The organism is Cupriavidus sp. a3, assembly GCF_051015765.1.
Lineage (GTDB): Bacteria > Pseudomonadota > Gammaproteobacteria > Burkholderiales > Burkholderiaceae > Cupriavidus > Cupriavidus oxalaticus_A.
The window spans coordinates 659,777-685,311 of sequence record NZ_CP170643.1; the positions used below are offsets into that span (position 1 = coordinate 659,777).

Here is a 25,535-nt window from a genome sequence, read left to right on the forward strand (position 1 = left end):
TCATACGCGCCGTCGGGCTGGCTGGCGCGAACGCCGGCGCCGGCCTGCACGACCACCTTGTGGCCCTGGGCGACGTATTTCTTGACCGTCTCGGGGGTGGCGGCGACGCGAGTTTCGCCTGCCCGCGTCTCCTGCGGGATGCCGATGTACATCGTCGATTTCTCCTTTAGCTGGCGTCGTAATCTGGTTGGTCGGACCGACGTCTGGCCCGTTGCTCGCCGTGCCGGTTTGGCCGCAGCGCACAATTTTTTCGCAGCTTACAGCAATCTGACGCGCTATGGTGTGACCGCGCGGTCGGTTATTGCTGCACTGCGGTGCCGGATTTCCGGACAGTTCCGAACAGTTACGCAGCGCTGGGCGGCCGGCAAGCCCATGGCGCTGCACGATGGCCCGGCAACCGGTAGAATGCGAGATTGCCTAAAAATTGAGCATCATGCCACGTGATTGGAATGCCAGCGTGACCGTTGCCGCCGTGATCGAGCGTGGCGGACGTTTCCTGCTGGTCGAAGAGGAAACTGCGGACGGGCTGCGCCTGAACCAGCCGGCCGGCCACCTGGATCCGGGCGAGAGCCTGATCCGCGCCGTCATCCGCGAAACCCTGGAAGAAACCGCGCACACCTTCGAGCCGCGCGCGTTGCTCGGCTGCTACATGGGCCGCTCGCTGTCGTCGCGCACCGGTACGGATGTCACATACGTGCGCTTTGCCTTTACCGGCGACCTGGGCTCGCTCGACGCCGGCCGACAGCTCGACACCGGTATCGTCCGCACCGTGTGGATGAGCGCCGACGAGATCCGCGCCTGCCCGGAACGCCACCGCTCGCCGCTGGTGATGGCCTGCATCGACGACTACCTGGCCGGCAAGCGCTTCGCGCTGGACGCGCTGTACACGCACCCTTCGGCGTTGTCCATGGGAGCACAGCTGTGAGCGCGAACGGCAACGGAAGCGCGAACGGGAAGCGCGTGGTCGTGGGCATGTCGGGCGGGGTCGATTCGTCAGTGACCGCGTGGCTGCTCAAGCAGCAGGGCTACGAGGTCATCGGCCTGTTCATGAAGAACTGGGAAGACGATGACGACAGCGAGTACTGCTCCACGCGCCAGGACTGGCTGGACGTGGTGTCGGTGGCCGACCTGATCGGCGTCGACGTCGAGGCGGTCAACTTTGCCGCCGAGTACAAGGACCGCGTCTTTGCCGATTTCCTGCGCGAGTACTCGGCCGGCCGCACGCCCAACCCCGATGTGCTGTGCAATGCCGAGATCAAGTTCAAGGCCTTCCTCGACCATGCGATGACGCTCGGCGCCGAGACCATCGCCACCGGCCACTACGCGCGCGTGCGCCAGAACGCGGCAGGGCGCTTCGAGCTGCTCAAGGCACTCGACCACACCAAGGACCAGAGCTATTTCCTGCACCGGCTGAACCAGGCGCAGCTGTCGCGCACGCTGTTCCCGCTGGGCGAGATCCCCAAGACCCGCGTGCGCGAGATCGCCGCCGAGATCGGCCTGCCGAACGCGAAAAAGAAGGACTCGACGGGCATCTGCTTTATCGGCGAGCGGCCGTTCCGCGATTTCCTGAACCGCTACCTGCCGACCAAACCGGGCCCGATGAAGACGCCCGAGGGCAAGGTCGTGGGCGAGCATATCGGGCTGGCGTTCTATACGCTGGGCCAGCGCAAGGGCATTGGCCTGGGCGGCAGCCGCGACGGCAACGGCGATGCCTGGTACGTGGCACGCAAGGATATGGCGAATAACACGCTGTACGTGGTGCAGGGCCACGACCACCCGTGGCTGCTGACGCCGGTGCTGACCGCGTCGGACTTGTCGTGGGTGGCGGGCGAGGCACCGGCGGCGGGCGCGGCGATGGCGGCCAAGACCCGCTATCGCCAGAGCGATGCCGCCTGCACCGTGCAGGCGGCGGACGGCGACACGCTGCAGCTGGGGTTTGCCGAGGCGCAATGGGCCGTCACGCCGGGGCAGTCGGCGGTGCTGTATGACGGCGAGGTGTGCCTGGGCGGCGGCATCATCCAGTAGGCGCTGCCGTCGGCCGAATAAAAAACACCCACTGCGTGCGGGTGTTTTTTATTGAGGCAGGCGGGTTTCAGCCGCGCGGCGGCGCGGTATCGATGAACGACTGCCGCTTCGACAGCCTTTCTTCCAGCGCCGCCAGATTGGGATGGCGCTCGCGCCAGGCGATGTCGGGGAAGCGGAAATCCAGGTAGGACAGCGCGCAGCCTACCGCGACGTCGGCCAGCGAATAGTGCGTGCCGGTGCAGAACGGGCGGTCGGCCAGGCCCTGGGCCATGGCGGCCAGCGCCGTGTCGATCTTGCCGAGCTGGCGCTTGACCCAGCGCTCGCTGCGCTCGTGCGGCTCGCGCTGCGTCACTTCCAGGCGAGCCAGCAGGGCCGCGTCGAGCAGGCCGTCGGCCAGCGCTTCCCAGCAGCGCACTTCCAGCCGCTCGCGCCCGCCCTGCGGGATCATCCGGCTGACCGGCGTCAGCGTGTCGACATACTCGACGATCACGCGCGAATCGTAGATGGCACTGCCGTCTTCCATCACCAGGCAAGGCACCTTACCCAGCGGGTTGTACTGGACGATCTTCGATTCCGGCGACCAGACGTCCTCTTCAACCAGCTGGTAGTCGATCTTCTTTTCCGCCATCACCACGCGCACCTTGCGCGCGTAGGGACTGGTATGGGACGCATACAGCTTCATGTTCTCCCCTTGAGCTTGTTATGAAGTGCATCGCCTGCCGCGTGGCAACGGCGCCGGGGTGCGCTGCTGCCCGATGCACTTCATAACAGGCTACTGGAACGGCGTGCGCGAGTATACCTGCGGTACCGGACGAATGCGGGGTCGCGCACCGATGCCCCGCGGGCGCACTGGACCGCTGCCCCGGAGCCGGGGCAGGGGTGGTAAAATCCCGCGTTGCGCAGCGCCGGGTGCCGGTGCGGCGCATCGGGCGCTTCGCCCTTGTTGCCGGCGCTTCAGGCGCCTCCGCCGATCCGACGCTGATTTCGCGCCAGCCCCCGCGGCGCGCACCGTACGTCCCCTATTTCCTTCCTTTCCCCGGTTTCCAGCATGACCACCTCTTCGCTTTCGCCGCTCACCGCTCTTTCCCCGATCGATGGCCGCTACGCCGCCAAGGCCGACGCGCTGCGCGAATGGCTGTCCGAGGCGGCCTTCATGCGCAACCGCGTCAAGGTCGAGGTGCACTGGCTGATCGCGCTGGCCCAGACCGGCCTGCCCGACATGCCGAAGTTCTCCGCCGCCTCCGAAGCCGCGCTGCTGGCGCTGGTGGACAAGTTCTCCGAAGCCGATGCCGCCCGCATCAAGGAAATCGAAGCCGTCACCAACCATGACGTGAAGGCCGTCGAGTACTGGCTCAAGGAGCAGGTCAAGGGCAATGCCGAACTGGAAGCGGCCAGCGAGTTCATCCACTTCGCCTGCACCTCGGAAGACATCAACAACACCTCGCACGGCATGATGCTCAAGGGCGCCCGCGACGGTGTCATCGTGCCGGCGCTCAAGCGCGTGCACGCCCGCCTGGTGGAGCTGGCCAGGCTCAATGCCACCCAGCCGATGCTGTCGCGCACCCACGGCCAGCCGGCCAGCCCGACCACGCTGGGCAAGGAAATGGCCAACGTGGCCGCGCGCCTGGCGCGCGCGATCCAGCGCATCGAGCAGGTCGAGCTGCTGGGCAAGATGAACGGCGCGGTGGGCAACTACAACGCGCACCTGTCGGCGTATCCGGCATTCGACTGGGAAGCGTTCTCGAAGCAGGTGATCGAGACCCGCCTGGGCCTCGCCTTCAACCCGTACACCATCCAGATCGAGCCGCACGACTACATGGCCGAGCTGTTCGACGCGGTCGCCCGCGCCAACACCATCCTGCTCGACCTGAACCGCGACATCTGGGGCTATATCTCGCTGGGCTACTTCAAGCAGAAGACGAAGGCCGGCGAAATCGGCTCGTCGACCATGCCGCACAAGGTCAACCCGATCGATTTCGAGAACTCGGAAGGCAACGTCGGCCTGGCCAACGCGGTGCTGCGCCACCTGTCGGAAAAGCTGCCGGTGTCGCGCTGGCAGCGCGACCTGACCGATTCGACCGTACTGCGCAACATCGGCGTGGCCTTCGGCTACAGCCTGCTGGCCTACGAGGCCTGCCTGCGCGGCCTGGGCAAGCTGGAAACCAACCCCGAGCGCCTGGACGAAGACCTCGACAATTGCTGGGAAGTGCTGGCCGAGCCGGTACAGACCGTGATGCGCCGCTTCGGCGTGCCCAACCCGTACGAGCAGCTCAAGGAGCTGACCCGCGGCAAGAGCATCTCGCGCGAGGCGCTGCAGACCTTCATCAACGGCCTGGCCATCCCGGACGATGCCAAGAAGCTGCTGCTCGACATGACGCCGGGCAGCTACATCGGCAAGGCGGTTTCGCTGGCCGAGCGCATCTAAAGGCACATCTGCCGGCCGCTGGGTCGGCATAGCCGAAAAAGCCATCCGCAGGATGGCTTTTTTGTTTTTGTGGCAACGGGTTGCGCCAACTGGCCGGCCGCCTGCGGCGTTGTGGCGTATGCGGCAGAATGACACTTCAAAGCATTTGAATAACTTAATGAAGGACTGTCCTGCATGGGCGCACTTCCCGCCGCAATAATGCGAGAATCTTCAGCGGCCCGGCGGATCCAATTGCTGGGTGCGTCCCCAAATTTGTGAAATGCCCATGACCACGGGCGAGAGGAAACAGATGCGTTCTACCGCCAATGCCCCGGCCGGCTACGGTGCCACCGCCATCGCGCTGCACTGGATCGTCGCCCTGGCGATCTTCGGCGCGTTCGGGCTCGGCCTGTACATGACCGGCATCCCGGGGCTGACGCCGACCAAGCTGAAGCTGTATTCGTGGCACAAGTGGCTGGGCGTGACGATCTTTGCCGTGGCGCTGCTGCGCGTGCTGTGGCGCGCCACGCACGCGGCGCCGCCGGTCGCGCCGGGCACGCCGGCGTGGCAGGCCAGGGCCGCAGCCGGCGCGCATCACCTGCTGTACCTGCTGATCGTGATCGTTCCCATCAGCGGCTATCTCTACAGCTTGGCGGCTGGCGTGCCGGTGGTCTACCTCGGCCTGTGGAAGATGCCGGTGCTGATCGAGAAGAACGACGAACTGAAGGAAGTGCTCAAGTTTGCGCATGCCTGGCTGAACTATCTGATGGCCGCCGTGGTCGTTGTCCATGCGGCGGCGGCGGTGAAGCACCAGTTCGTCGACCGCGACGGCACGCTGGGCCGGATGCTGCCGTTCTTGCGCTGAACTTCTGCGCTGACATTACCGTTACCGCGGCGCCTTGCGCCGAACCCCGAACCTGACAGGAGTCATTGAAGATGAATCGCCATTCCCGCCGCGGCTCGCTGGCCCTCAACGCCACCGTGGCAGCCGTGCTGGCCGCCGCCGGCATCGCCGCCAACCTGGCCTGGGCCCAGGTCGACGCGGCCAAGAGCTCGGTGACCGCCGTGGCGCGCCAGATCGGCGTGCCGATGGAAGGCAAGTTCAGGAAGTTCGACGCGCAGGTCAGTTTCGATCCCGCCAAGCTGGCCACCTCGTCGGCCAAGGTCGAGATCGACGTCGCCAGCTTCGAGATCGGCGATGCCGAGACCACCAAGGAAGTGAAGGGCAAGGACTGGTTCGACGCGGCCAAATACCCCAAGGCCGTGTTCCAGTCCACCAGCATCAAGAACGGCACGCCGGGCAAGTACGACGTCGCCGGCAAGCTGACCATCAAGGGCAAGACCGTCGACGTGGTGGTGCCGGCCACCTACCGCCAGGAAGGCGCCAGCCAGGTGTTCGAGGGCGCGCTGCCGATCAAGCGCACCGTCTTCAATATCGGCGACGGCGAGTGGAAGGACACGTCGGTGGTGGCCGACGATGTCCAGATCAAGTTCCGTATCGTGCAGGCCAGGAAGTAAGGCCGGCAATCCGCTGACGTACCAGGACGTTAATAACCAAGAACGTTCCGCTTAACCTGTTTAACCTGATTTTGTCGGGAGATCCCATGAAACTGCGTTCCGTCGTTGCCGCCGTCGCGGCCATTTCCGCAACCGCCGCTTTCGGCGTGGCTTCGGCCAATACCGTGACGTACAACCTCGATCCGACCCATACCTACCCGAGCTTCGAGGCCGACCACCTGGGCGGCCTGTCGACGTGGCGCGGCAAGTTCGACAAGTCCAGCGGCACCGTCACGCTGGATCGTGCCGCCAAGGCCGGTACCGTCGAGGTCAAGATCGATCCGTCTTCGATCGATTTCGGCAATGCCAAGCTGAACCAGCACGCCAAGGGCCCGGACATGTTCAACGTGGAAGCCTTCCCCGAGGCGACCTACAAGGGCAAGTTCAGCAAGTTCAAGGGCGACGTGCCGACCGAAGTCGACGGCGTGCTGACGCTGCGCGGCGTGTCCAAGCCGGTCAAGCTGGAAATCCGCGAGTTCAAGTGCATCCAGCACCCGATGCTCAAGCGCGAAGCCTGCGGCGCCGACGCCGTGGGCGAGTTCAACCGCGCCGATTTCGGCCTGGACTACGGCGTGAAGATGGGCTTCAAGCCCGAAGTCAAGCTCGCCATCCAGGTGGAAGGCGTGCGCGCCGAGTAAGAGCGCGCCCATGGGCTGGCTCCGCAGGGGCCGCTCACATGAAGCGACAAAAGGCCGGCGATCGCCGGCCTTTTTTCATGGTTTTGGGTATCCTGTAGCCGATCCCGCCGCAAGAGGGGACGGAAAGGCACTTGGTTGTACGCGCCGCAATTGCCACAGTACAATGGGCCGCGGCAATTCCACACGATCCGGGCTTGTCGGTGCTCTCCCGCACAGGGCGGGACCGCCACCCTCCCAACAGGCTATAGCGCATCCCTATGAGCATTCGCTGCACATCCCGATACCGGTAGCCTTCCCCGCGATTCCCTCGCCCCTCCTGCTGTACCCGGCCGTTCCGCCCAGGCAGTATGGCCCGCAGCGTTTCTCGGATTTCCCTGGCGCAATACCGTGTATTCCAAAACGCAAATCGATCCGGTAGTTAGTTTCCGCAACTCGCAGGGCGAGCAGGTGCGGGGCACGATCATCAATCTCCAGAGAAAGTCTCTGGTGATGGAAATCTACAATCCGTATTCGATCGTGCAGGTCAGCGAGGTGCTGAGCGAGCTCAGTGTCCGCATGGGCGCCAAGAATGCCTACCTGGGCAAGGCCGTGGTGATGAGCCTGGTGAATACCGGCCTGACCGCGGTGGTATCGCTGACGCTGATCGACGAGTGGCGCGAGCTGACCGACCTGAACAACGAGCCCAAGTCGGTGGCACGCGAAGCCGAGCTGTTCGTGCAGGACTGGGATACGCGCTTCAATATCCGGCGCGACTACCAGATCGTGGTCAATGAGATGCGCGCCTTCCTGTCCGAAGTATCGCGCTGGGTCGAGCAGGTCGACCTGACCGAATCGCTGCCGAAGAAGGACGGCAAGCTGCGCGAGGACGTGTTCTACGAGCTGGCCACGCCGATCATGGTCAAGACCAAGACCTACCTTGACTGGCTCGAGGGCGAGGCCGAGCGCGTGGACCCGGAAATCGCGCCGGTGCACCGCACCTATGCCCAGTCGGCGCTGCACCCGCTGCTGCTGCGCGCGCCGTTCGTGTACCGGACCTTCACCAAGCCGCTCGGCTACGCCGGCGACTACGAGATGGTCAACCAGATCCTGAGCGATCCGCAGCAGGGCCCGACCACTTACTTCCAGATCGTCAACACCGCCTTCCTGAAGGCGGCGGTGGCGACCGCGCACCGCAACCGCATCGACCTGCTGGTGGATTTCCTGACGCGCCAGGCCGAGCGCGCGCGCGCCGCCGGCCGCCCGTTCCGCGTGCTCAACGTGGGTTGCGGGCCAGCCTTCGAGATCCAGCGCTTCGTGCGGGAGTATCCCAATCCCGAGCTGCTGTCGTTCCAGCTGGTCGACTTCAGTGAAGAGACGCTGGAATACACGCGCAGTTCGATCGAGCGGGCGGCCTCTGGCGCCGGGCGCAAGGTGTCGGTGGAGATGGTGCATCAGTCGGTGCACGATCTGCTCAAGCGCCGCATCTCGCCTGACGATATCAGTGCCCGGGAGTTCGACGCGGTCTACTGCGCGGGGCTGTTCGATTACCTGTCGGACAAGGTCTGCACGCGGCTGCTGGCGTATTTCGCCTCGCGTTCGCGTGCGGCCGGCCAGGTGCTGGTCACCAACGTGCATGCCAACAATCCAGAGAAATTCGGCATGGAGCACCTGCTGGAGTGGTACCTGATCTACCGCGACGACGCCGGCATGGCGCAGCTGCTGCCGGAGAATTCGCACTCGCACCGCATCTACGTCGACGCCACCGGCGTCAACGTCTTTGCCGAAGCCACCATTGAATGAGGCTGTCCGCGCGGACCACCCCATGAGCACCAACCAACTCTACGCCGGTTACCAGTCCGAACTGGCCGACTTCCGCCTGGCGTTCAGCCGCGGCGGCGCCTATACCGCGATCGTGCTGGTCCTGCTCGGCGTCGGGCTTGACTACGGCCAGTATCCGCAGCAACAGCTGGCGTTCGCAGTGGCGCGCGTGGTGGTGTCGCTGCTGATCGCGGGCGTGGTGGTGATGCTGTACAGCGCGATCGGGCGCCGGTTTGCGCCGTGGCTGACGCTGACCTGGCTGCTGCTGCCGCAGATCATGATCGCGTGGATGATCTCGCAGACCGAAGGCGTGCAGTCGCCTTACTACGTCGGCCTGAACCTGGCGATCTTCGCCTCGGGCATCGCGCTGCCGTTCGGGCTGTGGCAGAACCTGGTCTTCGGTCTGCTTTCCTACCTGCTGTACGTGCTGGCGTGCCTGTTCCACGCAGGGGGCATCGAGCCGATGGGGACGTTTATCGTCAACTCGCTGTTCCTGCTATTCGCGGCCGCCGCCAGCGGCGTCTATACCTTCTTCAACGAGCGCGCGCGTTTCATGCTGTTCCGGCTGAAGGCGGAGGTGGCCGAGACCAACGCCGAGCTGGAAGTCATCAACCGCAAGCTGGTCGACATCAAGGGCCAGATGCTGCAGCAGGAAAAGATGGCCGCGATCGGTACGCTGGCGGCCGGGCTGCTGCACGAGGTCAACAACCCGGTCAACTTCTGCCTGATGGCGATCGAGGTGGCGATGGAAGAGCCGCAGGCCAAGGAGAGCGAGTCGCTGACCGAATGCCTGGTCGATGCCAAGCAGGGCATGCAGCGCATCCAGCATATCGTGTCCGACCTGAAGACCTTCGCCTACCGCAAGCCGGGTGCGGAGGTGGAGGGCACGCCGTTCCTGTTCGAGAAGGCGCTGGATTCCTCGATCCGCCTGACCGCGCACGAGCTGCGCGGCGTCAAGGTGACGCGCGAGCTGCCGGCCGACACGCTGGTGCTGGGCGACGAGGCCGCGGTCATCGGCGTGCTGATCAACCTGTTCTCCAACGCCGCGCTGGCCATGCGCAAGGCCGGCACGGCCGCGCCGGCGATCCATACCACGGTGCGCTGGGCCGACGGCCGGCTCCACGTCACGGTGCGCGACAATGGCCCCGGCATCGCCGAGGAAAACCTGGCGCGCGTGTTCGAGCCCTTCTTCACCACGCGCGACGTGGGGCAGGGCCTGGGGCTGGGGCTGTCGATCAGCTACGCGGTGATCGAGCGCCATGGCGGCCAGCTCTTCGCCGAGAGCGAGCTGGGGCAGTGGGCCGCGTTCAGCTTCGACCTGCCGCGTGCGGAGTAAGCCGTCATGAGTACCATGACCGAGGTGCAGCAAGCGCGGCCGACCCTGCTTTACGTCGACGACGAAGACATGGCGCGCAAGTATTTCGCGCGCGCGGTGGGCTCGGAGTATGAGGTACTCCTGGCCGCCAGTGCCGAGGAGGCAATCGCCACGCTCGCCACGGATGGCGCGCGCATTGCCGTCCTGGTAACCGACTTTCGCATGCCCGGCCGCGATGGCGGCGAGCTGCTGCGCGAAGTGGCGCAACTGTACCCGCAGATCGTGCGCATCCTGGTGACGGCGTATGCCGACAAGGACATGCTGCTGCAGACGGTCAACAGCGGCGAGGTGTTCCGCATCCTGGAGAAGCCGCTGAGCGTGGCGCAGGTGCGCGAAGTGCTGCGCCTGGCCGGCGAGCGCCACCGCGAACGCGCGCTGCGCCAGCACCGGCTGATGGCGATCGACGAGACCCTGGCCTTCCTGGCGCACGAACTGAACACGCCGCTGGCGGCGATCGCCAACTTCGCGCGCGGCATCGAAAGCCGGGTCGCGGGCGAGTACAGCGAGCAGCGCCAGGGCGAGATCGGCCAGGCCGCCAGCGCCATGCATGACAACGCGCAATATTGCCTGGCGGTGCTGTCGTCGTTCCTGCAGTCGGTGCGCAGCAGTGCCGGCAGCAAGGCGGCGCGGCCCGAGCCCGGTGCCGAGGTCAGCGCGGGTGCGCTGGTGGCGTCGCTGCTCGATACCTATCCGTTTTCCGGCGACCAGCGCCAGTGGGTGCAGGTCGAGATGCACGGCGATTTCCCGGTGCAGACGCTGCCCAACTGCGTGGCGCTGGTGCTGTCCTCGGTGATGAGCAACGCGCTGCGCGCGCTTGCCGGCACGCCGTCGCCGGCGCTGCGCTTCGTGGTGATGGCCCAGCCGCACCAGGAAATCCATATCAGCGACAACGGACCCGGCATCCCGCCCGAGGTGATGGAGCGCCTGCTGGTCGATCCCGTGACCACCCACGCCAGCGCCGGCGGCAGCGGCCTGGGCATGATTTTCTGCAACCGCGTCATGCAGTCCTTTGGCGGCGGCATCCGGATCGCATCCGCGTCCGGCGCCGGCACGACCGTGACGCTGGACTTTCCAAGTTTCAAGAATCGAATGATTAGGAGTGACCGATGAGCGAACCGAATGCCACCCAGGCACCACCCCCGGCGATTCTGTTCGTCGATGACGAAGCTACCGCCGTCAAGTATTTCCAGCGCGCCATCGGGGCGCTGGCACCGGTGGTGACCGGCGGTTCGGTGGAAGAGGGCAAGGCTCTGCTGGACGCGCACGCCGACAGCCTGGCGGTGCTGGTGTCGGACCAGCGCATGCCCGGTGAATACGGCAACGAGCTGCTGCGCTATGCGCGCGAGCGCTATCCGCACATCGTGCGCATCCTGACCACGGCTTATTCCGAGCTGGACCAGACCGTCGAGGCGGTCAACCAGGGGCAGATCCACCGCTATATCAAGAAGCCGTGGGACATCACCGCGCTGCGCATGGAGCTGAAGCAGGCGCTGGAGCTGTCCGGCCTGCGCAAGGAGCGCGACCAGCTGGTGCGAGAGAAGCTGGCGGTGCTGCAGACGCAGACCGTGGCCACCCGCATCGGCATGCTGCATGCGCTGTGCGCGAGCCTGATCGGCCCGGGCCGTTTCCAGCCGGTGGAGACCTACCTGGCGGCGGTCGACCTGGCCGGCGCACGCAATGCCGACCCGGACTGGCAGCGCATGGATTATGCCGACCTCGTGCGTGCCGAGGCCGAGCGCAGCGGCACCTTCGGCCATGCAGTGGCCACGCGCCTGGCGGCGCTGCGCAGCGCCAACGCGGGCAAGGGCGCGGCCGATGCGGTCGCGGTCATTGCCGACACGCTCGGCAGCGACGTGGTGCGCCGCGATGGCGACTCGGTGGTGTGGACCACGCCGGCCACGCTGGCGGAGTTCCTGGCGCAGCCGGTAGGTACGCCGGTATCGCCGCATCATGCGGCCTGGCTGGCGAGCCTGCTGTGGCTTGACGAGGTTGGCGGCGCGGTGCAGTTCGCGCGCGATGGCGACACTATCCTGTGCCGGACAGCGCCGCGCACCGAGACCTTCGCGGCTGACCGGCTGGCGGCGTGGATCGAGCGATTTTCGGAACCGGTTTGATCCGTCTGTATCTGCTCCAATAAAAATGGCGCCCCGCAGGGCGCCATTTTTTTTACCAGGGCTGCAGGGCGTCAGGCCTGCGCACCGAAGTTCGGATCGTTGCGGTCGGTCGACTCGCCTTTCCTGTCGGTCTTGACCAGGTCCTCGCGCTTCACGCCCAGCCACATCGCCAGCGCCGCGGCCACGAACACCGACGAATAGATACCGAACAGGATACCCACCGTCAGCGCCAGCGCGAAGTAGTGCAGGGTCGGGCCGCCGAAGAAGAACATCGACAGCACCATCATTTCGGTCGAGCCGTGGGTGATGATGGTCCGCGACATCGTGCTCGTGATCGCGTGGTCGATGACCTCATGCGTGGTCATCTTGCGGTACTTGCGGAAGGCCTCGCGGATCCGGTCGAAGATCACCACCGACTCGTTTACCGAGTAGCCCAGCACCGCCAGGATCGCCGCCAGTACCGACAGCGAGAACTCCCACTGGAAGAAGGCGAAGAAGCCCAGGATGATGACGATATCGTGCAGATTGGCGATGATGCCGGCCACCGCGAATTTCCATTCGAAGCGGAACGACAGGTAGATCACGATGCCGGCCACCACGAACAGCAGCGCCAGCAGTCCGTCGGTGGCCAGCTCCTTGCCGACCTGCGGGCCGACGAACTCGACGCGCTGCAGCTTGACGTCAGGCGACGCCGCGGTCAGCGCGCCCATCACCTGCTCGCTCTGCTGGGCCGAGGTGGCGGGCTTGCCGTCCGGGCCCTTCTGCAGCGGCAGGCGGATCATCACGTCGCGCGAGGTGCCGAAGTTCTGCACCTGCACGTCGGTATAGCCCAGCTTGCTTACCTGGCCGCGGATCTTTTCCAGGTCGGCCGCCTGCTGGTAGCTGACCTCCATCACCGTGCCGCCGGTGAATTCGATCGACAGGTGCAAGCCTTTTTGCCAGAGGAAGAACACGGCCGCGGCAAACGTCACGAAGGAGATCACGTTGAAGATCAACGCGTGCTTCATGAACGGAATGTCGCGCCGGATGCGGAAGAATTCCATGTTGAATCCTGTTCTGTACTGCTAGTTTGCTGATCGACTGTCCTGGCCGCTTACTTGGCGACCGGGGTGTCAGAGGCGTTGCCCGGCTTCCAGATCTGGCCGATGGCCACGCTCTGCAGCTTCTTCTTGCGGCCGTACCAGAGGTTGACCAGGCCGCGGTTGAAGAACACCGCCGAGAACATCGAGGTCAGGATGCCCAGGCAGTGCACCACGGCAAAGCCGCGCACCGGGCCCGAACCGAAGGCCAGCAGCGCCAGGCCGGCGATCAGCGTGGTCACGTTCGAATCCAGGATGGTGGCCCAGGCGCGGTCGAAGCCGACCGCGATGGCCATCTGCGGCGACGCGCCGGCGCGCAGTTCCTCGCGGATGCGCTCGTTGATCAGCACGTTGGCGTCGATGGCCATGCCCAGCACCAGCGCGATAGCGGCGATGCCCGGCAGCGTCAGCGTGGCCTGCAGCATCGACAGCACCGCAATCAGCAGCAGCAGGTTCACGCCCAGCGCCACCACCGAGAACACGCCGAACAGCATGTAGTACAGGATCATGAACACGCCGATGGCGGCAAAGCCGTAGGCGACCGAGTCAAAACCCTTCTGGATGTTGTCGGCACCCAGCGACGGGCCGATGGTGCGTTCTTCGATGATCTCCATCGGCGCGGCCAGCGAGCCGGCGCGCAGCAGCAGCGCCAGGTCGTTGGCGGCTTCGGTGGAGTAGGAGCCGGTGATCTGGAAGCTAGAACCCAGTTCGGACTGGATCGTCGCCACCGTCAGCACTTCGCCCTTGCCCTTTTCGAACAGCACGATCGCCATCGGCTTCTTCAGGTTCTCGCGCGAGACGTCGCGCAGCACGCGGCCGCCCTGGGCGTCGAGCTTGATGTTGACCGAAGGCTGCTGGTTCTGGTCGAAGCCGGCGGAGGCGCTTTCGATGCGGTCGCCGGAGAAGATGACCTGCTTCTTCAGCACCACCGGGGCGCCGTTGCCTTGCGTGAACAGCTCGCTGCCGAACGGGACCGGGTCGCCCGGGCGCGGGCTGCGCGGCGCGTCGTTGTCGACCAGGCGCGCTTCCAGCGTGGCGGTGCGGCCGATGATGTCCTTGGCCTTGGCGGTGTCCTGCACGCCCGGCAGCTGCACCACGATGCGGTCGGCGCCTTGTTGCTGGATCACCGGCTCGGCCACGCCGAGTTCGTTAACGCGGTTGTGCAGCGTGGTGATGTTCTGCTTGACCGCGGCATCCTGCACGGCCTTGCGGGCCACTTCGGTGAAGGTGCCGACGACGTTGTTGCCGTCCATGGCGAAGGCCACTTCGCGCAGGTTGTCGGCCAGCAGGGCACGTGCGCGGTTGCCTTCGTCGGCGTTGTTGAAGCGCACCGTCAGGCGTTCGCCGTCGCGGTCGATGCCGCCGTGGCGCATGTTCTTGTCGCGCAGCAGCGTGCGCGCGTCGCCGGCCAGGCTGTCGAGCTTCTTGTCGACGGCGCCCTTCATGTCGACCTGCAGCAGGAAGTGCACGCCGCCGCGCAGGTCCAGGCCCAGGTACATCGGCAGCGCGTGCAGCGAGGTCAGCCAGCGCGGCGAGCCCGACAGCAGGTTCAGCGCGACCACATAGGTAGGATCGGCGGCGTCCGGGTTGAGCGTGCGCGACAGCATGTCCTTGGCCTTGAGCTGCTCGTCGGTGGTGCGGAAACGCGCCTTGACCGAGCCGGACTGGCCGGAAATGTCGAAGAACACGCCGTCAGGCTGCAGCTGGTTCTGCGCCAGGATCTCTTCGACCTGCTTCTGCATCGACAGGTCGACCTTGACCGTGGCCTTGCCCGAAGACACCTGCACGGCGGGTGCCTCGCCGAAGAAGTTCGGCAGGGTATAGAGGATGCCGATGGTCAGCGCCACCAGGATCACGAGGTATTTCCAAAGCGGATAACGATTCATCTCGGGCCAGTCATTCAGCGGTTGGCGGGGCCGGCGCAGGCGTGGCGCGCCACGTCGGCGGGGCCGAACCGGTTTGGCAAACAGCCGCCTGGCAGCCACGGAACGGAGCCACGAGGCTCCGGCGGGCTGGATCAGGCGGCTGCCGGGGCATGCGCGAACGGGCATGCCGGAAAAGACAAAGGCGGGAGTCGCTTAGTCGATCGGGGCGATCGGCGGATCAGAGCGCCTTCAGCGAACCCTTCGGCAGCACCGCGGTCACGGCATTCTTCTGCACGGTAATCTCGGTGCCTTCCGAGATTTCCAGGCTGACGTACTGGTCGGTGACCTTGGTCACGCGGCCCAGGATACCGCCGGCGGTGACGACTTCGTCGTTCTTGGCCAGCGCTTCGAGCATTGCCTTCGCTTCTTTCTGGCGCTTCATTTGCGGGCGGATCATGATGAACCACAGCACCGCAAACATCAGGATGATGGGCAGGAAGCTCATCAGGCCGCCAGCCGCGCCGCCGGCACCGGCGGTCTGGGCATATGCGTTAGAAATCAGCACGTTGATTCTCCGTCACAAAAGTCAGTCAAGTAATCGATCATTCTACCATTCGCATTCCGCCCGCCTTTGGCATTCTAGGGCGGAATACGGGTTTCTTCGGGGTGCCTTCGGGGCGACTCGCGGCTGATGCCGGCGAGCACAGCGCGGGATGCCGGATGTCGTCTCCGGGCAACCCCGGTATTCGACCGGCAGCGGCACGAAAGTTCGCGCCGCTGCACGGATTTCACTGCGTGCCGCGGGCGCGGTCAGACGCAAACTGGCGGCGGAAGTCGGCGAAGCGGTGATGCTCGATCGACTCGCGCACCTCGCGCATCAGCTGCAGGTAGTAGTGCAGGTTGTGGATGGTATTCAGGCGCGCGCCCAGGATTTCGCCGACCCGGTGCAGGTGGTGCAGGTAGGCGCGCGAGAAGTTGCGGCAGGTGTAGCAGGCGCAGCTTTCGTCGAGCGGGCGCGGGTCGTTGCGGTGCGCGGCGTTCTTGATCTTGACGTCGCCGTAGCGGGTGAAGAGCCAGCCGTTGCGCGCATTGCGGGTCGGCATCACGCAGTCGAACATGTCGACCCCGGCGGCCACGCCAGCGACCAGGTCCTCGGGCGTGCCCACGCCCATCAGGTAGTGTGGCTTGTTGGCCGGCAGGCGCGGTGCCACGTGCTCGAGCACGCGCATCATGTCTTCCTTGGGCTCGCCCACCGACAGGCCGCCGATGGCGAAGCCGTGGAAGTCCAGCTCGGACAGGCCCGCCAGCGATTCATCGCGCAGGTCCTCGTACATGCCGCCCTGGACGATGCCGAACAGCGCATTGGGGTTCTCCAGCCGCTCGAACTCGTCGAGGGAGCGCTTGGCCCAGCGCAGGCTCATGCGCATCGACTTGGCCGCTTCCTCGTGCGTGGCGGGGCGGCCGTCGATCTCGTACGGCGTGCACTCGTCGAACTGCATCACGATGTCCGAGTTCAGCGTGCGCTGGATCTGCATCGAGATCTCGGGCGAAAGGAAGAGCTTGTCGCCATTGACCGGCGACGCGAAGGTGACGCCATCCTCGGTGATCTTGCGCAGATCGCCCAGCGAAAACACCTGGAAACCGCCGGAATCGGTCAGGATCGGCTTATCCCAGCCGATAAACTTGTGCAGGCCGCCATGGGCGTTGACCACGTCCAGCCCCGGGCGCAGCCACAGGTGGAAGGTATTGCCCAGGATGATGTGCGCGCCGATCTCGTTCAGTTCCAGCGGCGACATGGCCTTGACCGAGCCATAGGTGCCCACCGGCATGAAGATCGGGGTCTCGACCACGCCGTGGTTCAGCGTGACGCGGCCGCGGCGGGCGTTGCCGTCGGTGGTGATGAGTTCGAAGTTGAGCATGCTTATGTCAGGGTTCAGGCCGCGGTTTCTGCGGGTTCCGCGGTATCGGCATCATTCCGGCGGGTCAGCAGCATGGCGTCGCCATAGCTGAAGAAGCGGTAGCGCTGCTCGACCGCATGGCGGTAAGTGGCGCGGATGGCTTCCACGCCGGCCAGCGCCGACACCAGCATCAGCAGCGTCGACTTGGGCAGGTGGAAGTTGGTGATCAGGGCATCGACCAGCCGGAAACGGTAGCCCGGGGTGATGAAGATATCGGTGTCGCCGCTGCCGGCGGTGAGCGTTCCATCAGGCTGCGCCGCCGATTCCAGCGCGCGCAGCGAAGTGGTGCCGACCGCGATCACGCGGCCGCCGCGGGCGCGCGTCTCGCGCACGGCCTGGGCCAGTTCCTCGGAGACGGCATACCACTCCGAATGCATCTTGTGCTCGGCCAGGTTCTCGGTGCGCACCGGCTGGAAGGTGCCGGCACCCACGTGCAGCGTCAGGAAGGCGCGGCGCACGCCGGCGGCATCCAGCCGCGCGAACAGTGCGTCGTCGAAGTGCAGGCCCGCGGTCGGCGCCGCCACGGCGCCAGGATTGCGCGCGTAGACGGTCTGGTAGCGGGTCTCGTCGTAGGCGTCGGGGTCGTGCGTGATATACGGCGGCAGCGGCAGGCGGCCGTAGCGCTCGATCAGGTCCAGCGCCGGCTCGGGGAAGCGTAGCGTGAAGAACTGGTCCACGCGTGGTCCGATCGTCACCGTGAAGGCGTCTTGGGCCAGGTGCAGAGCGCTGCCCTCGCCGGGCGTCTTCGAGGCGCGCACCTGGGCCAGCACGGTATGCGAGTCCAGCACGCGCTCGACCAGCACCTCGACCTTGCCGCCGCTGGGCTTGTGGCCGAAGAAGCGTGCCTTGATCACGCGCGTGTCGTTGAAGACCAGCAGGTCTTCGCGGCGCAGGTAGTCGACGATGTCGCTGAAGGCGCGGTCGACCAGGCGCACCGCATCGGCGGTGTCGGCGGGCGCGAGCCGTTCCACCACCAGCAGCCGGCTGGCGCTGCGGTCGGGCAGCGCGCTCTGGGCGATCAGTTCTGGCGGCAGCGGAAAATCGAAATCGGAAAGCGTCAACATCGTGGAAACGGCGCGCGGGGCCCGCGACGGGTCGGAAAGCGAGGCACAAAGCGGCACTCGCCGCCCGTAGTGGCGGCCGGCATGGGTACAATCGGCGAATCCGATATTGTAAGGCCACGGGCGTGCTTGCCGCCGGGCCGGGCGTGATACCGGCTATTTCGGCTATTTGCCGGCGTTCCTGCCCATGCCCGCTGCCCCAGCCGTCCCTGCCGCCTGTCTTCGCTGCCGATGCCCGGAACCGCCACCGAAACGAACGACCTGTCCGCCGATGCCGCCAAGGAGGCGGCCGCACCCGCGCGTGGCAAGGCGGGGGAGGGCAAGGGCAAGCCCGCATCGTCCACCACCTCGTCCGCCACCTCGTCGGCGGCAGCGCGCCTCGCCAAGCTCGGCCTGCGCCGCCCGGTCGACCTGGTGCTGCACCTGCCGATGCGCTACGAGGACGAGACCACGCTGGCGCCGATCGCCGATGCGATCCGCCGCGCGGGGCTCGGCCAGCCGGCGCAGGTGGAAGGCGAGGTCATCTCCAACGAAGTCACGTTCCGTCCGCGCCGCCAGCTGGTGGTCAAGATTGCCGACGCGTCCGGCGAGCTGACGCTGCGCTTCCTCAACTTCTACGGCAGCCAGACCAAGCAGATGGCCGAAGGCGTGCGGCTGCGCGTGCGCGGCGAGATCCGCGGCGGCTTTTTTGGTGCCGAGATGGTCCATCCGACGGTGCGGCCGGTGGTGGAGGGCGAAGCGCTGCCGGACCGGCTGACGCCGGTGTATCCGTCCACCGCGGGCATCGCGCAGGCCTACCTGCGCAAGGCCATCGGCGGCGCGCTGTCGCGCACGCCGATGCCGGAGACGCTGCCGCGCCCGGTGCTGCAGGGTCCGCTGGCGCGCCTGCACCTGCGCCCGCTGGCCGACTGCCTGCGCCTGCTGCATGCGCCGCCTCCTGAAGAAAGCGAAGCGGCGCTGGCCGACCGCACGCATCCGGCCTGGCAGCGCATCAAGTTCGACGAACTGCTGGCGCAGCAGATCTCGCTGCGGCGCGCGCACGCGGCGCGGCGCGAGAAGACCGCGCCGACCATGCCGCGCCGCGAAGGCGGCCTGCTGACGCGCTTCCTGGCGGCGCTGCCGTTCCGGCTGACCGGCGCGCAGGAACGCGTGGTGGCCGAGATCGCCGCCGACATGGCGCGCCCGCACCCGATGCATCGGCTGCTGCAGGGCGATGTGGGCAGCGGCAAGACCATCGTCGCCGCGCTGGCGGCGTGCCAGGCGATCGACGCCGGCTACCAGGCCGCGCTGATGGCGCCGACCGAAATCCTGGCCGAGCAGCACTTCCGCAAGCTGTCGGCCTGGCTGGAGCCGCTCGGCGTGCCGGTGGTCTGGCTGGCCGGCAGCCTGAAGGCGCGCGACAAGCGCGTGGCCGCGGCACGCGTGGAGTCGGGCGAGGCGCAACTGGTGATCGGCACCCATGCGCTGATCCAGGACACGGTGCGCTTCGCGAAGCTGGGCCTGTCGGTGGTCGACGAACAGCACCGCTTTGGCGTGGCGCAGCGCCTGGCCTTGCGCGGCAAGGCGGGCGCGACCGATGTGCCGGCGACCGATGTGCCGGCGCCCGATGTGCCGGCGACCGACACCGTGCCGCACCAGCTGATGATGTCGGCCACGCCGATCCCGCGCACGCTCGCCATGACGTATTACGCGGACCTGGACGTATCCGTGATCGACGAACTGCCGCCGGGCCGCACGCCGATCGTCACGCGCCTGGTCAACGACGAGCGGCGCGACGAAGTGATCGCGCGCATCCATCACGCCGCTGCAGAAGGCCGCCAGGTCTACTGGGTTTGTCCGCTGATCGAGGAAAGCGAGGCGCTGCAGCTGCAGACCGCGGTCGAGACCTATGAAACGCTGGTGGCCGCGCTGCCCGACCTGCGCGTCGGGCTGGTGCACGGCCGTCTGCCGCCTGCCGAAAAGGCCTCGGTGATGGATGACTTCAGCGCCAACCGCATGCAGGTGCTGGTCGCCACCACGGTGATCGAGGTGGGCGTGGACGTGCCCAACGCCTCGCTGATGGTGATCGAGCACGCCGAGCGCTTTGGCCTGGCGCAACTGCACCAGCTGCGCGGCCGCGTAGGGCGGGGCAGCGCCGAATCGGTGTGCCTGCTGATGTACCAGGCGCCGCTGTCGCCGACCGCGCGCGAGCGGCTGGCGACCATGCGCGAGACCACCGACGGTTTCGAGATCGCGCGCCGCGACCTGGAAATCCGCGGCCCGGGCGAGTTCCTCGGTGCGCGCCAGTCGGGCGAGGCCATGCTGCGCTTCGCCGACCTGCAGACCGACGCGTGGCTGGTGGAGTACGCGCAGGAAGCGGCCGAGCTGATGCTGGCACAGTTCCCCGAAGCGGTGGAAGCACACCTGTCGCGCTGGCTCGGCGGGCGCGAACACTACCTGAAGGCCTGATTGCGCCGGTGCTTGTGCCGCATCGTACGCATGCCGCACAAATCCCGGGGGCGCTCTGACAGATCCCGGAATCGAAGGTAAAATCTATCGCCTACCCGGAATTGATAAGTCATGACGCTCACTGAACTGAAGTACATCGTCGCCGTGGCGCGCGAGCGCCATTTCGGCCGGGCCGCCGAAGCCTGCTTCGTGTCGCAACCGACGCTGTCGGTGGCCATCAAGAAGCTGGAAGACGAACTCAACGTGCAGATCTTTGAGCGCGGCACCTCCGAGGTGTCGGTGACCAACATCGGCGAGCAGATCGTGGCGCAGGCCCAGCGCGTGCTCGAGCAGACCATGGCCATCCGCGAGATCGCCAAGCAGGGCAAGGACCCGCTGGCCGGGCCGCTGCGCGTGGGCGTGATCTACACCATCGGGCCATACCTGCTGCCATCGCTGGTCAAGCAGATGATCGGGACCGTGCCGCAGATGCCGCTGATGCTGCAGGAGAACTACACGCACAAGCTGATCGAGCTGCTCAAGCAGGGCGAGATCGATTGCGCGGTAATGGCCGAGCCGTTCCCCGATTCCGGCCTGACGGTGCGTCCGCTGTACGACGAGCCCTTCGTGGTCGCCGTGCCGCGCGGCCACCAGCTCGCCGAGGCGCGCGCGATCGACCCGGACGAGCTGAAGCGGCAGACCATGCTGCTGCTGGGCAGCGGCCACTGCTTCCGCGACCATGTACTGGGCGTGTGCCCGGAGCTGTCGCGCTTCTCGCAGGCCGCGGATGGCATCCAGAAGACGTTCGAAGGCTCCTCGCTGGAAACCATCCGGCATATGGTGGCCAGCGGCGTCGGCATTACCGTGCTGCCGCGTACCTCGGTACCCGACCTGAAGGCCAAGGGCGACATGCTGTCGTACGTGCCGTTCGCCGATCCGGTGCCTGACCGCCGCGTGGTGCTGGCCTGGCGCAAGAGCTTCACCCGCCTGCCGGCGATGGAAGCACTGGCCAATGCCGTGGCCGCCTGCGAGCTGCCCGGCGTGCGCAAGCTCGATGCCAAGGAGCTCGCGGAAGCCGCCTGATCCTCCAACCAGACGCAAGCCAGAGGCCGCAACGGGCTGTCCGTTGCGGCCTTTGTTTTTCTGTCCCCGCAGTACGGCATTTTCGGAGCCTGCCTTCGCTCCATCACTTTGCGCCGGCATGAAACCGCGGCAAGTCGAATAGATTTGACCTAATACATAGGTATAAATAATTAAATTCTCAGCGTAATAGTTTGTTTGTAGACTGCCTTCTACCATGCCGACTGGCATCGAACCAGGCAAGGAGCCGATCATGAGCACCAGTGCCCAGTCCATTTCCGGCACAACGATCAAGCGCCCGTTCTCTCTCCGCATGGGGCGCTACCTGCTCGATTGCCTTGCCTGCTACGCCGCCGCCAACTGAGGCGGAATTCTCTTCCAGCCCACCCACAACAAGAGGAATAGATGAGCAAGAAGGACACTCTCACCACGGCAGCCGGCGCACCCGTTGCCGACAACCAGAACTCGCAGACCGCCGGCCCGCGCGGCCCGATGCTGCTGCAGGACGTCTGGTTCCTCGAAAAACTGGCCCACTTCGACCGTGAAGTCATTCCGGAGCGCCGCGTGCATGCCAAGGGCTCCGGTGCCTACGGCACGTTCCGGGTCACGCACGACATCACGAAATACACCAAGGCCTCGATCTTCGCCGAAATCGGCAAGGAAACGCCGCTGTTTATCCGCTTTTCGACCGTCGCCGGCGAGCGTGGCGCGGCCGATGCCGAGCGCGACGTGCGCGGGTTCTCGGTCAAGTTCTATACCGATGAAGGCAACTGGGACGTGGTGGGCAACAACACGCCGGTGTTCTTCGTGCGCGATCCGCTCAAGTTTCCCGACTTCATCCACACGCAGAAACGCAACCCGCGCACCAACCTGCGGGACCCGATCGCGGTGTGGGACTTCTGGTCGCGCCATCCGGAATCGCTGCACCAGGTCACCATCCTGATGAGCGACCGGGGCCTGCCGCAGAACTATCGGCAGATCCACGGCTTCGGCTCGCATACGTATTCGTTCATCAACGCCAGCAACGAGCGCTTCTACGTCAAGTTCCACTTCAAGTCGCAGCAAGGCATTGCCAACTGGACCAATGAAGAGGCGGCCAAGGTGGTGGCGAACGACCGCGAGAGCGCGCAGCGCGACCTGTTCGGGAATATCGAGCAGGGCAACTTCCCGCGCTGGAACCTGCGCGTGCAGATCATGCCGGAGGCGGACGCGGTCAGGTACCACATCAACCCGTTCGATTTGACCAAGGTCTGGCCGCACAAGGACTACCCGCTGATCGACGTAGGCGTGCTGGAGTTGAACCGCAACCCGGACAACTATTTTGCCGAGGTCGAGCAGGTGGCGATGAATCCCGCCAATATTGTGCCGGGCATCGGCTTTTCGCCCGACAAGATGTTGCAAGGCCGCCTGTTCTCGTACGGCGACACGCAGCGCTACCGGCTCGGCATCAACCACCACCAGATCCCCGTGAATGCGCCGCAATGCCCGTTCCACAATACCTTCCACCGCGACGGTGCGATGCGCGTGGACGGAAACCAGGGCGGCAAGCTGAACTACGAACCGAACCGCGAAAGCGCCTACAGCGCCAGCGAACGCGCGATCGAGCCGCCGCTCGCGCTCGACGGCGCGGCCGACCGCTGGGACCACCGCGTCGACACGGACTACTACAGCCAGCCCGGCGCGCTGTTCCGGTTGTTCGACGAGGGCCAGCGCCAGCGTCTGTTCGCCAATATCGCGGCGGCAATGCAGGGCGTGCCGGAAGAGATCGCGCGCAAGCAGATCGAGCACTTCACCAAGGCCGATCCGGCCTACGGCGAGGGCGTGAAGCGCGCGCTTGACCTGAAGTAACCGTCTGGCGCGGCTGGCATGGCCGCCGCGCCTGGGAGAACCACCATGGCAATGATCCGGTTCTTTATCGACGAGTGGCGCAAGCTTTGGCATGACGGCCATGACAAGCCCGAGCGCCCCGATGCCGCGCGGCTGCGCCACAAGCTGTGGCGCAAGGAAGTCGGCGTCGGCGTGATCCTGATCGGCGCCGCGGTGGTCTTTATCGAGATAGTCCGGGGTTTGTCCGGGATCGCCGGCTAATGCAATAATGCGGGTAACGCGCCGCCCGGAACCGTGTTTTCAGCAATTCCGGCGGCGCTCCTCGTGCTTTACCAGAACGGAGCGTACCTACCATGGCAAAGAAGAATGAGATGAGCGTGAACATCGGTATTTCCGACAAGGACCGCAAGAAGATCGCGGAAGGCCTGTCCAAGCTGCTGGCAGACACCTACACCCTCTACCTCAAGACCCATAACTTCCACTGGAACGTGACGGGGCCCATGTTCAATACGCTGCATCTGATGTTCGAGACGCAGTACACCGAACTGGCGCTGGCCGTGGATTCGATCGCCGAGCGCATCCGCGCGCTGGGCTATCCGGCACCGGGCACCTACAAGGAATACGCCCGCCTGTCGTCGATCGCCGAAGAAGAGGGCGTGCCCGAGGCGACCGAGATGATCCGCAAGCTGGTCGAAGGCCAGGAAGCCGTGGTGCGCACCGCACGCTCGCTCTTCCCGGTGATCGACGCCGCCGGCGACGAGCCGTCGGCCGACCTGCTGACCCAGCGCATGCAGACGCACGAGAAGACCGCGTGGATGCTGCGCGCGATGCTCGCCTGACGCCTTTGAGCGACTTCCGGCCGCGGCCACGCGGCGGCCGGCATTGCGCGCTGCAGCCATCCGGGCTGTGGCGCGTTTTCATTGACTCTTCCTTCCCGGATCCCCGCCGTGCAGTCCCTGTCGCCATTGCCTCCTCCTCCCATGCTTGAACGCCTTTCCCTCTACGCGCGCCTGGTGCGCATCGACAAGCCGATCGGCACGCTGCTGCTGTTGTGGCCGACGTTGTGGGCCATGTGGATGGCAGCCGGCGGGCCGCCGTCGTGGGGATTGTTCTGGATCTTCGTGGCAGGGACGTTTTTGATGCGCTCGGCGGGATGCGCGATCAATGACTGGGCGGATCGGGATTTTGACAGGCATGTGAAGCGGACCAAGGAGCGGCCGCTGACTGCCGGCAAGATCGCCGCCTGGGAAGCGCTTGCTGTTGCTGCGGTGCTGGCGCTGGTGGCGTTTACGCTGGTGCTGCCGCTTAATGCCTTGACCAAGTGGCTCGCCGTGGTGGCGGCGGTAGTGGCGGGGACTTATCCGTTCTTCAAGCGGTTCTTTGCGATTCCGCAGGCTTATCTCGGGATTGCATTCGGGTTTGGCATTCCGATGGCGTTTGCCGCGATCCAGGATCAGGTGCCGCCGGTGGCGTGGCTGATGTTGCTGGCCAATGTGTTTTGGGCGGTGGCTTATGACACGGCTTATGCGATGGTGGATCGGGATGATGATCTGCTGATCGGGATGAAGACTTCGGCGATTACGTTTGGTCGCTTTGATGTCTTTGCGATTATGGTTTGCTATGCGGCGTTTCTGGTGCTGATGGCTTTGGCAGGATTAATGCTGGGACTTGGGTGGCCGTATTGGGTTGGGCTGGCTGCGGCGGGTGTTTGTGCGGGGTATCACTACACGCTGATCCGGGGGCGGGATCGGATGAGGTGTTTTGCTGCCTTTCGGCATAACAATTGGCTGGGGGCGTGTGTTTTTGTTGGGACGGCGTTGGCTTATTTGATTGTGTGATTCTTGATTGATGGCCGACGGCTCATGCTATTGATGACATGTTGTCGGCTGTTTTAGTGCTCGCATATCGCTGCTTGTGACATGCTGTCGGCCGTTGAACCGCCTGGTTCCGCCCTCCTGGGCGGGTCACTTTTTGCCCGAGCGGCAAAAAGTAACCAAAAAGCGCGTTACGGCCCTGCGGGCGGCCACTCTTACGTAGTGTGCCGGGGCTTTCGTACGGGGCTTTGCTTCGTTGCGGGGCAGGACTGCCTGACGCCGTGGTGCGCCACGGTGGCTCTGGATTGACGCGATGTTTGAACGAGCCCAGAGCTGTGAGTGGCCCCTGCTGCGGGCGTTCCTGTGTTGACGCCTGCAGCAGGCGGCCTACGCCCGGCATGGGGATAGTTCAATAGTGGGTCGACGTAGCCGCTATCCGGACCTATCCGGAATTTTGTGTACGAGGCATATCATGAGAGGTAATGACCATGGATATGCCGATGAAGAAGAAACG

General features: G+C 65.5%; 23 protein-coding genes and 1 pseudogene. 17 read left to right on the forward strand and 7 right to left on the reverse strand.

Annotation, left to right across the window (positions count from 1 at the left end; translation table 11 throughout):
- Positions 1-152 (reverse strand): annotated as a pseudogene (locus ACAD63_RS03130) (NAD(P)(+) transhydrogenase (Re/Si-specific) subunit alpha); the annotation flags it as partial.
- Between ACAD63_RS03130 and ACAD63_RS03135 the strand changes: the two are divergent.
- From ACAD63_RS03135 to mnmA, 3 genes are read left to right on the forward strand one after another with little or no spacing between them, the layout of a single operon-like run.
- A complete protein-coding gene (locus ACAD63_RS03135; RefSeq protein ID WP_135705905.1) occupies positions 145-444 on the forward strand; it encodes a hypothetical protein in 300 nt (99 codons plus the stop codon). The pseudogene ACAD63_RS03130 and the gene ACAD63_RS03135 sit on opposite strands and share 8 nt — an antisense overlap.
- Entirely contained in the window at positions 434-925 is a 492-nt protein-coding gene (locus tag ACAD63_RS03140) for an NUDIX hydrolase (protein ID WP_133092298.1), read from the forward strand. Before ACAD63_RS03135 ends, ACAD63_RS03140 begins: the two co-directional genes overlap by 11 nt.
- Before the next feature lie 47 nt (positions 926-972).
- Entirely contained in the window at positions 973-2,025 is a 1,053-nt protein-coding gene (gene mnmA / locus ACAD63_RS03145) for a tRNA 2-thiouridine(34) synthase MnmA (protein WP_135706307.1), read from the forward strand.
- A 67-nt stretch (positions 2,026-2,092) separates the two neighbouring features.
- Here mnmA and ACAD63_RS03150 read toward each other — a convergent pair whose 3' ends face one another.
- A complete protein-coding gene (locus ACAD63_RS03150; RefSeq protein WP_434033409.1) occupies positions 2,093-2,707 on the reverse strand; it encodes a glutathione S-transferase family protein in 615 nt (204 codons plus the stop codon).
- Positions 2,708-3,073: 366 nt separating this feature from the next.
- Here ACAD63_RS03150 and purB point away from each other — a divergent pair, with 366 nt between their 5' ends.
- From purB to ACAD63_RS03190, 8 genes are all read left to right on the forward strand, one after another.
- Positions 3,074-4,450, forward strand: coding sequence for an adenylosuccinate lyase (gene purB / locus ACAD63_RS03155; RefSeq protein ID WP_434033410.1), 1,377 nt, complete (start codon positions 3,074-3,076; stop codon positions 4,448-4,450).
- A 289-nt stretch (positions 4,451-4,739) separates the two neighbouring features.
- On the forward strand, positions 4,740-5,294 hold the full coding sequence (locus ACAD63_RS03160) for a cytochrome b (protein ID WP_133092295.1): 555 nt from the start codon (positions 4,740-4,742) through the stop codon (positions 5,292-5,294).
- Positions 5,295-5,365: 71 nt separating this feature from the next.
- On the forward strand, positions 5,366-5,947 hold the full coding sequence (locus tag ACAD63_RS03165) for a YceI family protein (RefSeq protein WP_133092294.1): 582 nt from the start codon (positions 5,366-5,368) through the stop codon (positions 5,945-5,947).
- 86 nt (positions 5,948-6,033) lie between these two features.
- Positions 6,034-6,624 carry a YceI family protein gene (locus tag ACAD63_RS03170; protein WP_133092293.1) on the forward strand — a complete coding sequence of 197 codons (591 nt, stop codon included), beginning with the start codon at positions 6,034-6,036 and terminating at the stop codon, positions 6,622-6,624.
- A 387-nt stretch (positions 6,625-7,011) separates the two neighbouring features.
- The gene (locus ACAD63_RS03175; protein ID WP_133092292.1) at positions 7,012-8,403 is read left to right on the forward strand and encodes a class I SAM-dependent methyltransferase; all 1,392 of its coding nucleotides are present in this window, start codon (positions 7,012-7,014) and stop codon (positions 8,401-8,403) included.
- Positions 8,404-8,425: 22 nt separating this feature from the next.
- Complete coding sequence (locus tag ACAD63_RS03180) at positions 8,426-9,757, forward strand: sensor histidine kinase (protein ID WP_133092291.1); 1,332 nt, start codon at positions 8,426-8,428, stop codon at positions 9,755-9,757.
- Positions 9,758-9,772: 15 nt separating this feature from the next.
- On the forward strand, positions 9,773-10,906 hold the full coding sequence (locus ACAD63_RS03185) for a hybrid sensor histidine kinase/response regulator (RefSeq protein WP_133092382.1): 1,134 nt from the start codon (positions 9,773-9,775) through the stop codon (positions 10,904-10,906).
- Positions 10,903-11,910, forward strand: a complete 1,008-nt coding sequence (locus tag ACAD63_RS03190; protein ID WP_133092290.1) for a response regulator — start codon at positions 10,903-10,905, stop codon at positions 11,908-11,910. The genes ACAD63_RS03185 and ACAD63_RS03190 overlap by 4 nt, the downstream gene beginning before the upstream one ends.
- Before the next feature lie 71 nt (positions 11,911-11,981).
- Here ACAD63_RS03190 and secF read toward each other — a convergent pair whose 3' ends face one another.
- The 5 genes from secF to queA all read right to left on the reverse strand — a co-directional run bounded on the left by secF (position 11,982) and on the right by queA (position 17,876).
- Entirely contained in the window at positions 11,982-12,953 is a 972-nt protein-coding gene (gene secF / locus ACAD63_RS03195) for a protein translocase subunit SecF (protein WP_133092289.1), read from the reverse strand.
- Positions 12,954-13,003: 50 nt separating this feature from the next.
- Positions 13,004-14,875 (reverse strand): protein translocase subunit SecD, encoded by a 1,872-nt coding sequence (gene secD, locus ACAD63_RS03200; protein ID WP_434033411.1) that lies wholly within the window; start codon positions 14,873-14,875, stop codon positions 13,004-13,006.
- Between the two features lie 217 nt (positions 14,876-15,092).
- On the reverse strand, positions 15,093-15,419 hold the full coding sequence (gene yajC / locus ACAD63_RS03205) for a preprotein translocase subunit YajC (RefSeq protein WP_133092287.1): 327 nt from the start codon (positions 15,417-15,419) through the stop codon (positions 15,093-15,095).
- A gap of 223 nt (positions 15,420-15,642) precedes the next feature.
- The gene (tgt, locus tag ACAD63_RS03210) at positions 15,643-16,773 is read right to left on the reverse strand and encodes a tRNA guanosine(34) transglycosylase Tgt (RefSeq protein ID WP_133092286.1); all 1,131 of its coding nucleotides are present in this window, start codon (positions 16,771-16,773) and stop codon (positions 15,643-15,645) included.
- Between the two features lie 14 nt (positions 16,774-16,787).
- The gene (gene queA, locus ACAD63_RS03215) at positions 16,788-17,876 is read right to left on the reverse strand and encodes a tRNA preQ1(34) S-adenosylmethionine ribosyltransferase-isomerase QueA (protein WP_434033412.1); all 1,089 of its coding nucleotides are present in this window, start codon (positions 17,874-17,876) and stop codon (positions 16,788-16,790) included.
- Positions 17,877-18,104: 228 nt separating this feature from the next.
- Here queA and recG point away from each other — a divergent pair, with 228 nt between their 5' ends.
- The 6 genes from recG to ubiA all read left to right on the forward strand — a co-directional run bounded on the left by recG (position 18,105) and on the right by ubiA (position 25,045).
- Positions 18,105-20,321, forward strand: coding sequence for an ATP-dependent DNA helicase RecG (recG, locus tag ACAD63_RS03220; protein WP_195431945.1), 2,217 nt, complete (start codon positions 18,105-18,107; stop codon positions 20,319-20,321).
- Positions 20,322-20,432: 111 nt separating this feature from the next.
- Positions 20,433-21,383 (forward strand): LysR substrate-binding domain-containing protein, encoded by a 951-nt coding sequence (locus ACAD63_RS03225; protein WP_133092283.1) that lies wholly within the window; start codon positions 20,433-20,435, stop codon positions 21,381-21,383.
- A 402-nt stretch (positions 21,384-21,785) separates the two neighbouring features.
- The gene (locus tag ACAD63_RS03230; RefSeq protein WP_135705901.1) at positions 21,786-23,228 is read left to right on the forward strand and encodes a catalase; all 1,443 of its coding nucleotides are present in this window, start codon (positions 21,786-21,788) and stop codon (positions 23,226-23,228) included.
- Positions 23,229-23,273: 45 nt separating this feature from the next.
- Entirely contained in the window at positions 23,274-23,468 is a 195-nt protein-coding gene (locus ACAD63_RS03235) for a hypothetical protein (protein WP_135705900.1), read from the forward strand.
- Between the two features lie 92 nt (positions 23,469-23,560).
- Positions 23,561-24,046, forward strand: coding sequence for a Dps family protein (locus ACAD63_RS03240; RefSeq protein ID WP_010815054.1), 486 nt, complete (start codon positions 23,561-23,563; stop codon positions 24,044-24,046).
- Positions 24,047-24,187: 141 nt separating this feature from the next.
- Positions 24,188-25,045: a 4-hydroxybenzoate octaprenyltransferase gene (gene ubiA, locus ACAD63_RS03245; RefSeq protein ID WP_133092381.1), complete on the forward strand. Its 858-nt coding sequence runs from the start codon at positions 24,188-24,190 to the stop codon at positions 25,043-25,045.
- Positions 25,046-25,535 lie beyond the last annotated feature (490 nt).

Excerpts from the sequence above, each read along its gene's own strand:
- ACAD63_RS03240 (WP_010815054.1), top strand. The coding sequence starts at position 23,561 with ATGGCAAAGAAGAATGAGATGAGCGTGAACATCGGTATTTCCGACAAG.
- ACAD63_RS03170 (WP_133092293.1), top strand. The coding sequence starts at position 6,034 with ATGAAACTGCGTTCCGTCGTTGCCGCCGTCGCGGCCATTTCCGCAACC.
- ACAD63_RS03165 (WP_133092294.1), top strand. The coding sequence starts at position 5,366 with ATGAATCGCCATTCCCGCCGCGGCTCGCTGGCCCTCAACGCCACCGTG.
- ACAD63_RS03180 (WP_133092291.1), top strand. The coding sequence starts at position 8,426 with ATGAGCACCAACCAACTCTACGCCGGTTACCAGTCCGAACTGGCCGAC.
- recG (WP_195431945.1), top strand. The coding sequence starts at position 18,105 with ATGCCCGGAACCGCCACCGAAACGAACGACCTGTCCGCCGATGCCGCC.
- ACAD63_RS03140 (WP_133092298.1), top strand. The coding sequence starts at position 434 with ATGCCACGTGATTGGAATGCCAGCGTGACCGTTGCCGCCGTGATCGAG.
- ACAD63_RS03230 (WP_135705901.1), top strand. The coding sequence starts at position 21,786 with ATGAGCAAGAAGGACACTCTCACCACGGCAGCCGGCGCACCCGTTGCC.
- tgt (WP_133092286.1), bottom strand. The coding sequence starts at position 16,773 with ATGCTCAACTTCGAACTCATCACCACCGACGGCAACGCCCGCCGCGGC.
- ACAD63_RS03225 (WP_133092283.1), top strand. The coding sequence starts at position 20,433 with ATGACGCTCACTGAACTGAAGTACATCGTCGCCGTGGCGCGCGAGCGC.
- purB (WP_434033410.1), top strand. The coding sequence starts at position 3,074 with ATGACCACCTCTTCGCTTTCGCCGCTCACCGCTCTTTCCCCGATCGAT.
- ACAD63_RS03190 (WP_133092290.1), top strand. The coding sequence starts at position 10,903 with ATGAGCGAACCGAATGCCACCCAGGCACCACCCCCGGCGATTCTGTTC.
- ACAD63_RS03160 (WP_133092295.1), top strand. The coding sequence starts at position 4,740 with ATGCGTTCTACCGCCAATGCCCCGGCCGGCTACGGTGCCACCGCCATC.
- mnmA (WP_135706307.1), top strand. The coding sequence starts at position 973 with ATGTCGGGCGGGGTCGATTCGTCAGTGACCGCGTGGCTGCTCAAGCAG.
- ACAD63_RS03185 (WP_133092382.1), top strand. The coding sequence starts at position 9,773 with ATGACCGAGGTGCAGCAAGCGCGGCCGACCCTGCTTTACGTCGACGAC.
- ACAD63_RS03150 (WP_434033409.1), bottom strand. The coding sequence starts at position 2,707 with ATGAAGCTGTATGCGTCCCATACCAGTCCCTACGCGCGCAAGGTGCGC.
- ACAD63_RS03135 (WP_135705905.1), top strand. The coding sequence starts at position 145 with ATGTACATCGTCGATTTCTCCTTTAGCTGGCGTCGTAATCTGGTTGGT.
- ACAD63_RS03235 (WP_135705900.1), top strand. The coding sequence starts at position 23,274 with ATGGCAATGATCCGGTTCTTTATCGACGAGTGGCGCAAGCTTTGGCAT.
- secF (WP_133092289.1), bottom strand. The coding sequence starts at position 12,953 with ATGGAATTCTTCCGCATCCGGCGCGACATTCCGTTCATGAAGCACGCG.
- ubiA (WP_133092381.1), top strand. The coding sequence starts at position 24,188 with ATGCTTGAACGCCTTTCCCTCTACGCGCGCCTGGTGCGCATCGACAAG.
- secD (WP_434033411.1), bottom strand. The coding sequence starts at position 14,875 with ATGAATCGTTATCCGCTTTGGAAATACCTCGTGATCCTGGTGGCGCTG.
- queA (WP_434033412.1), bottom strand. The coding sequence starts at position 17,876 with ATGTTGACGCTTTCCGATTTCGATTTTCCGCTGCCGCCAGAACTGATC.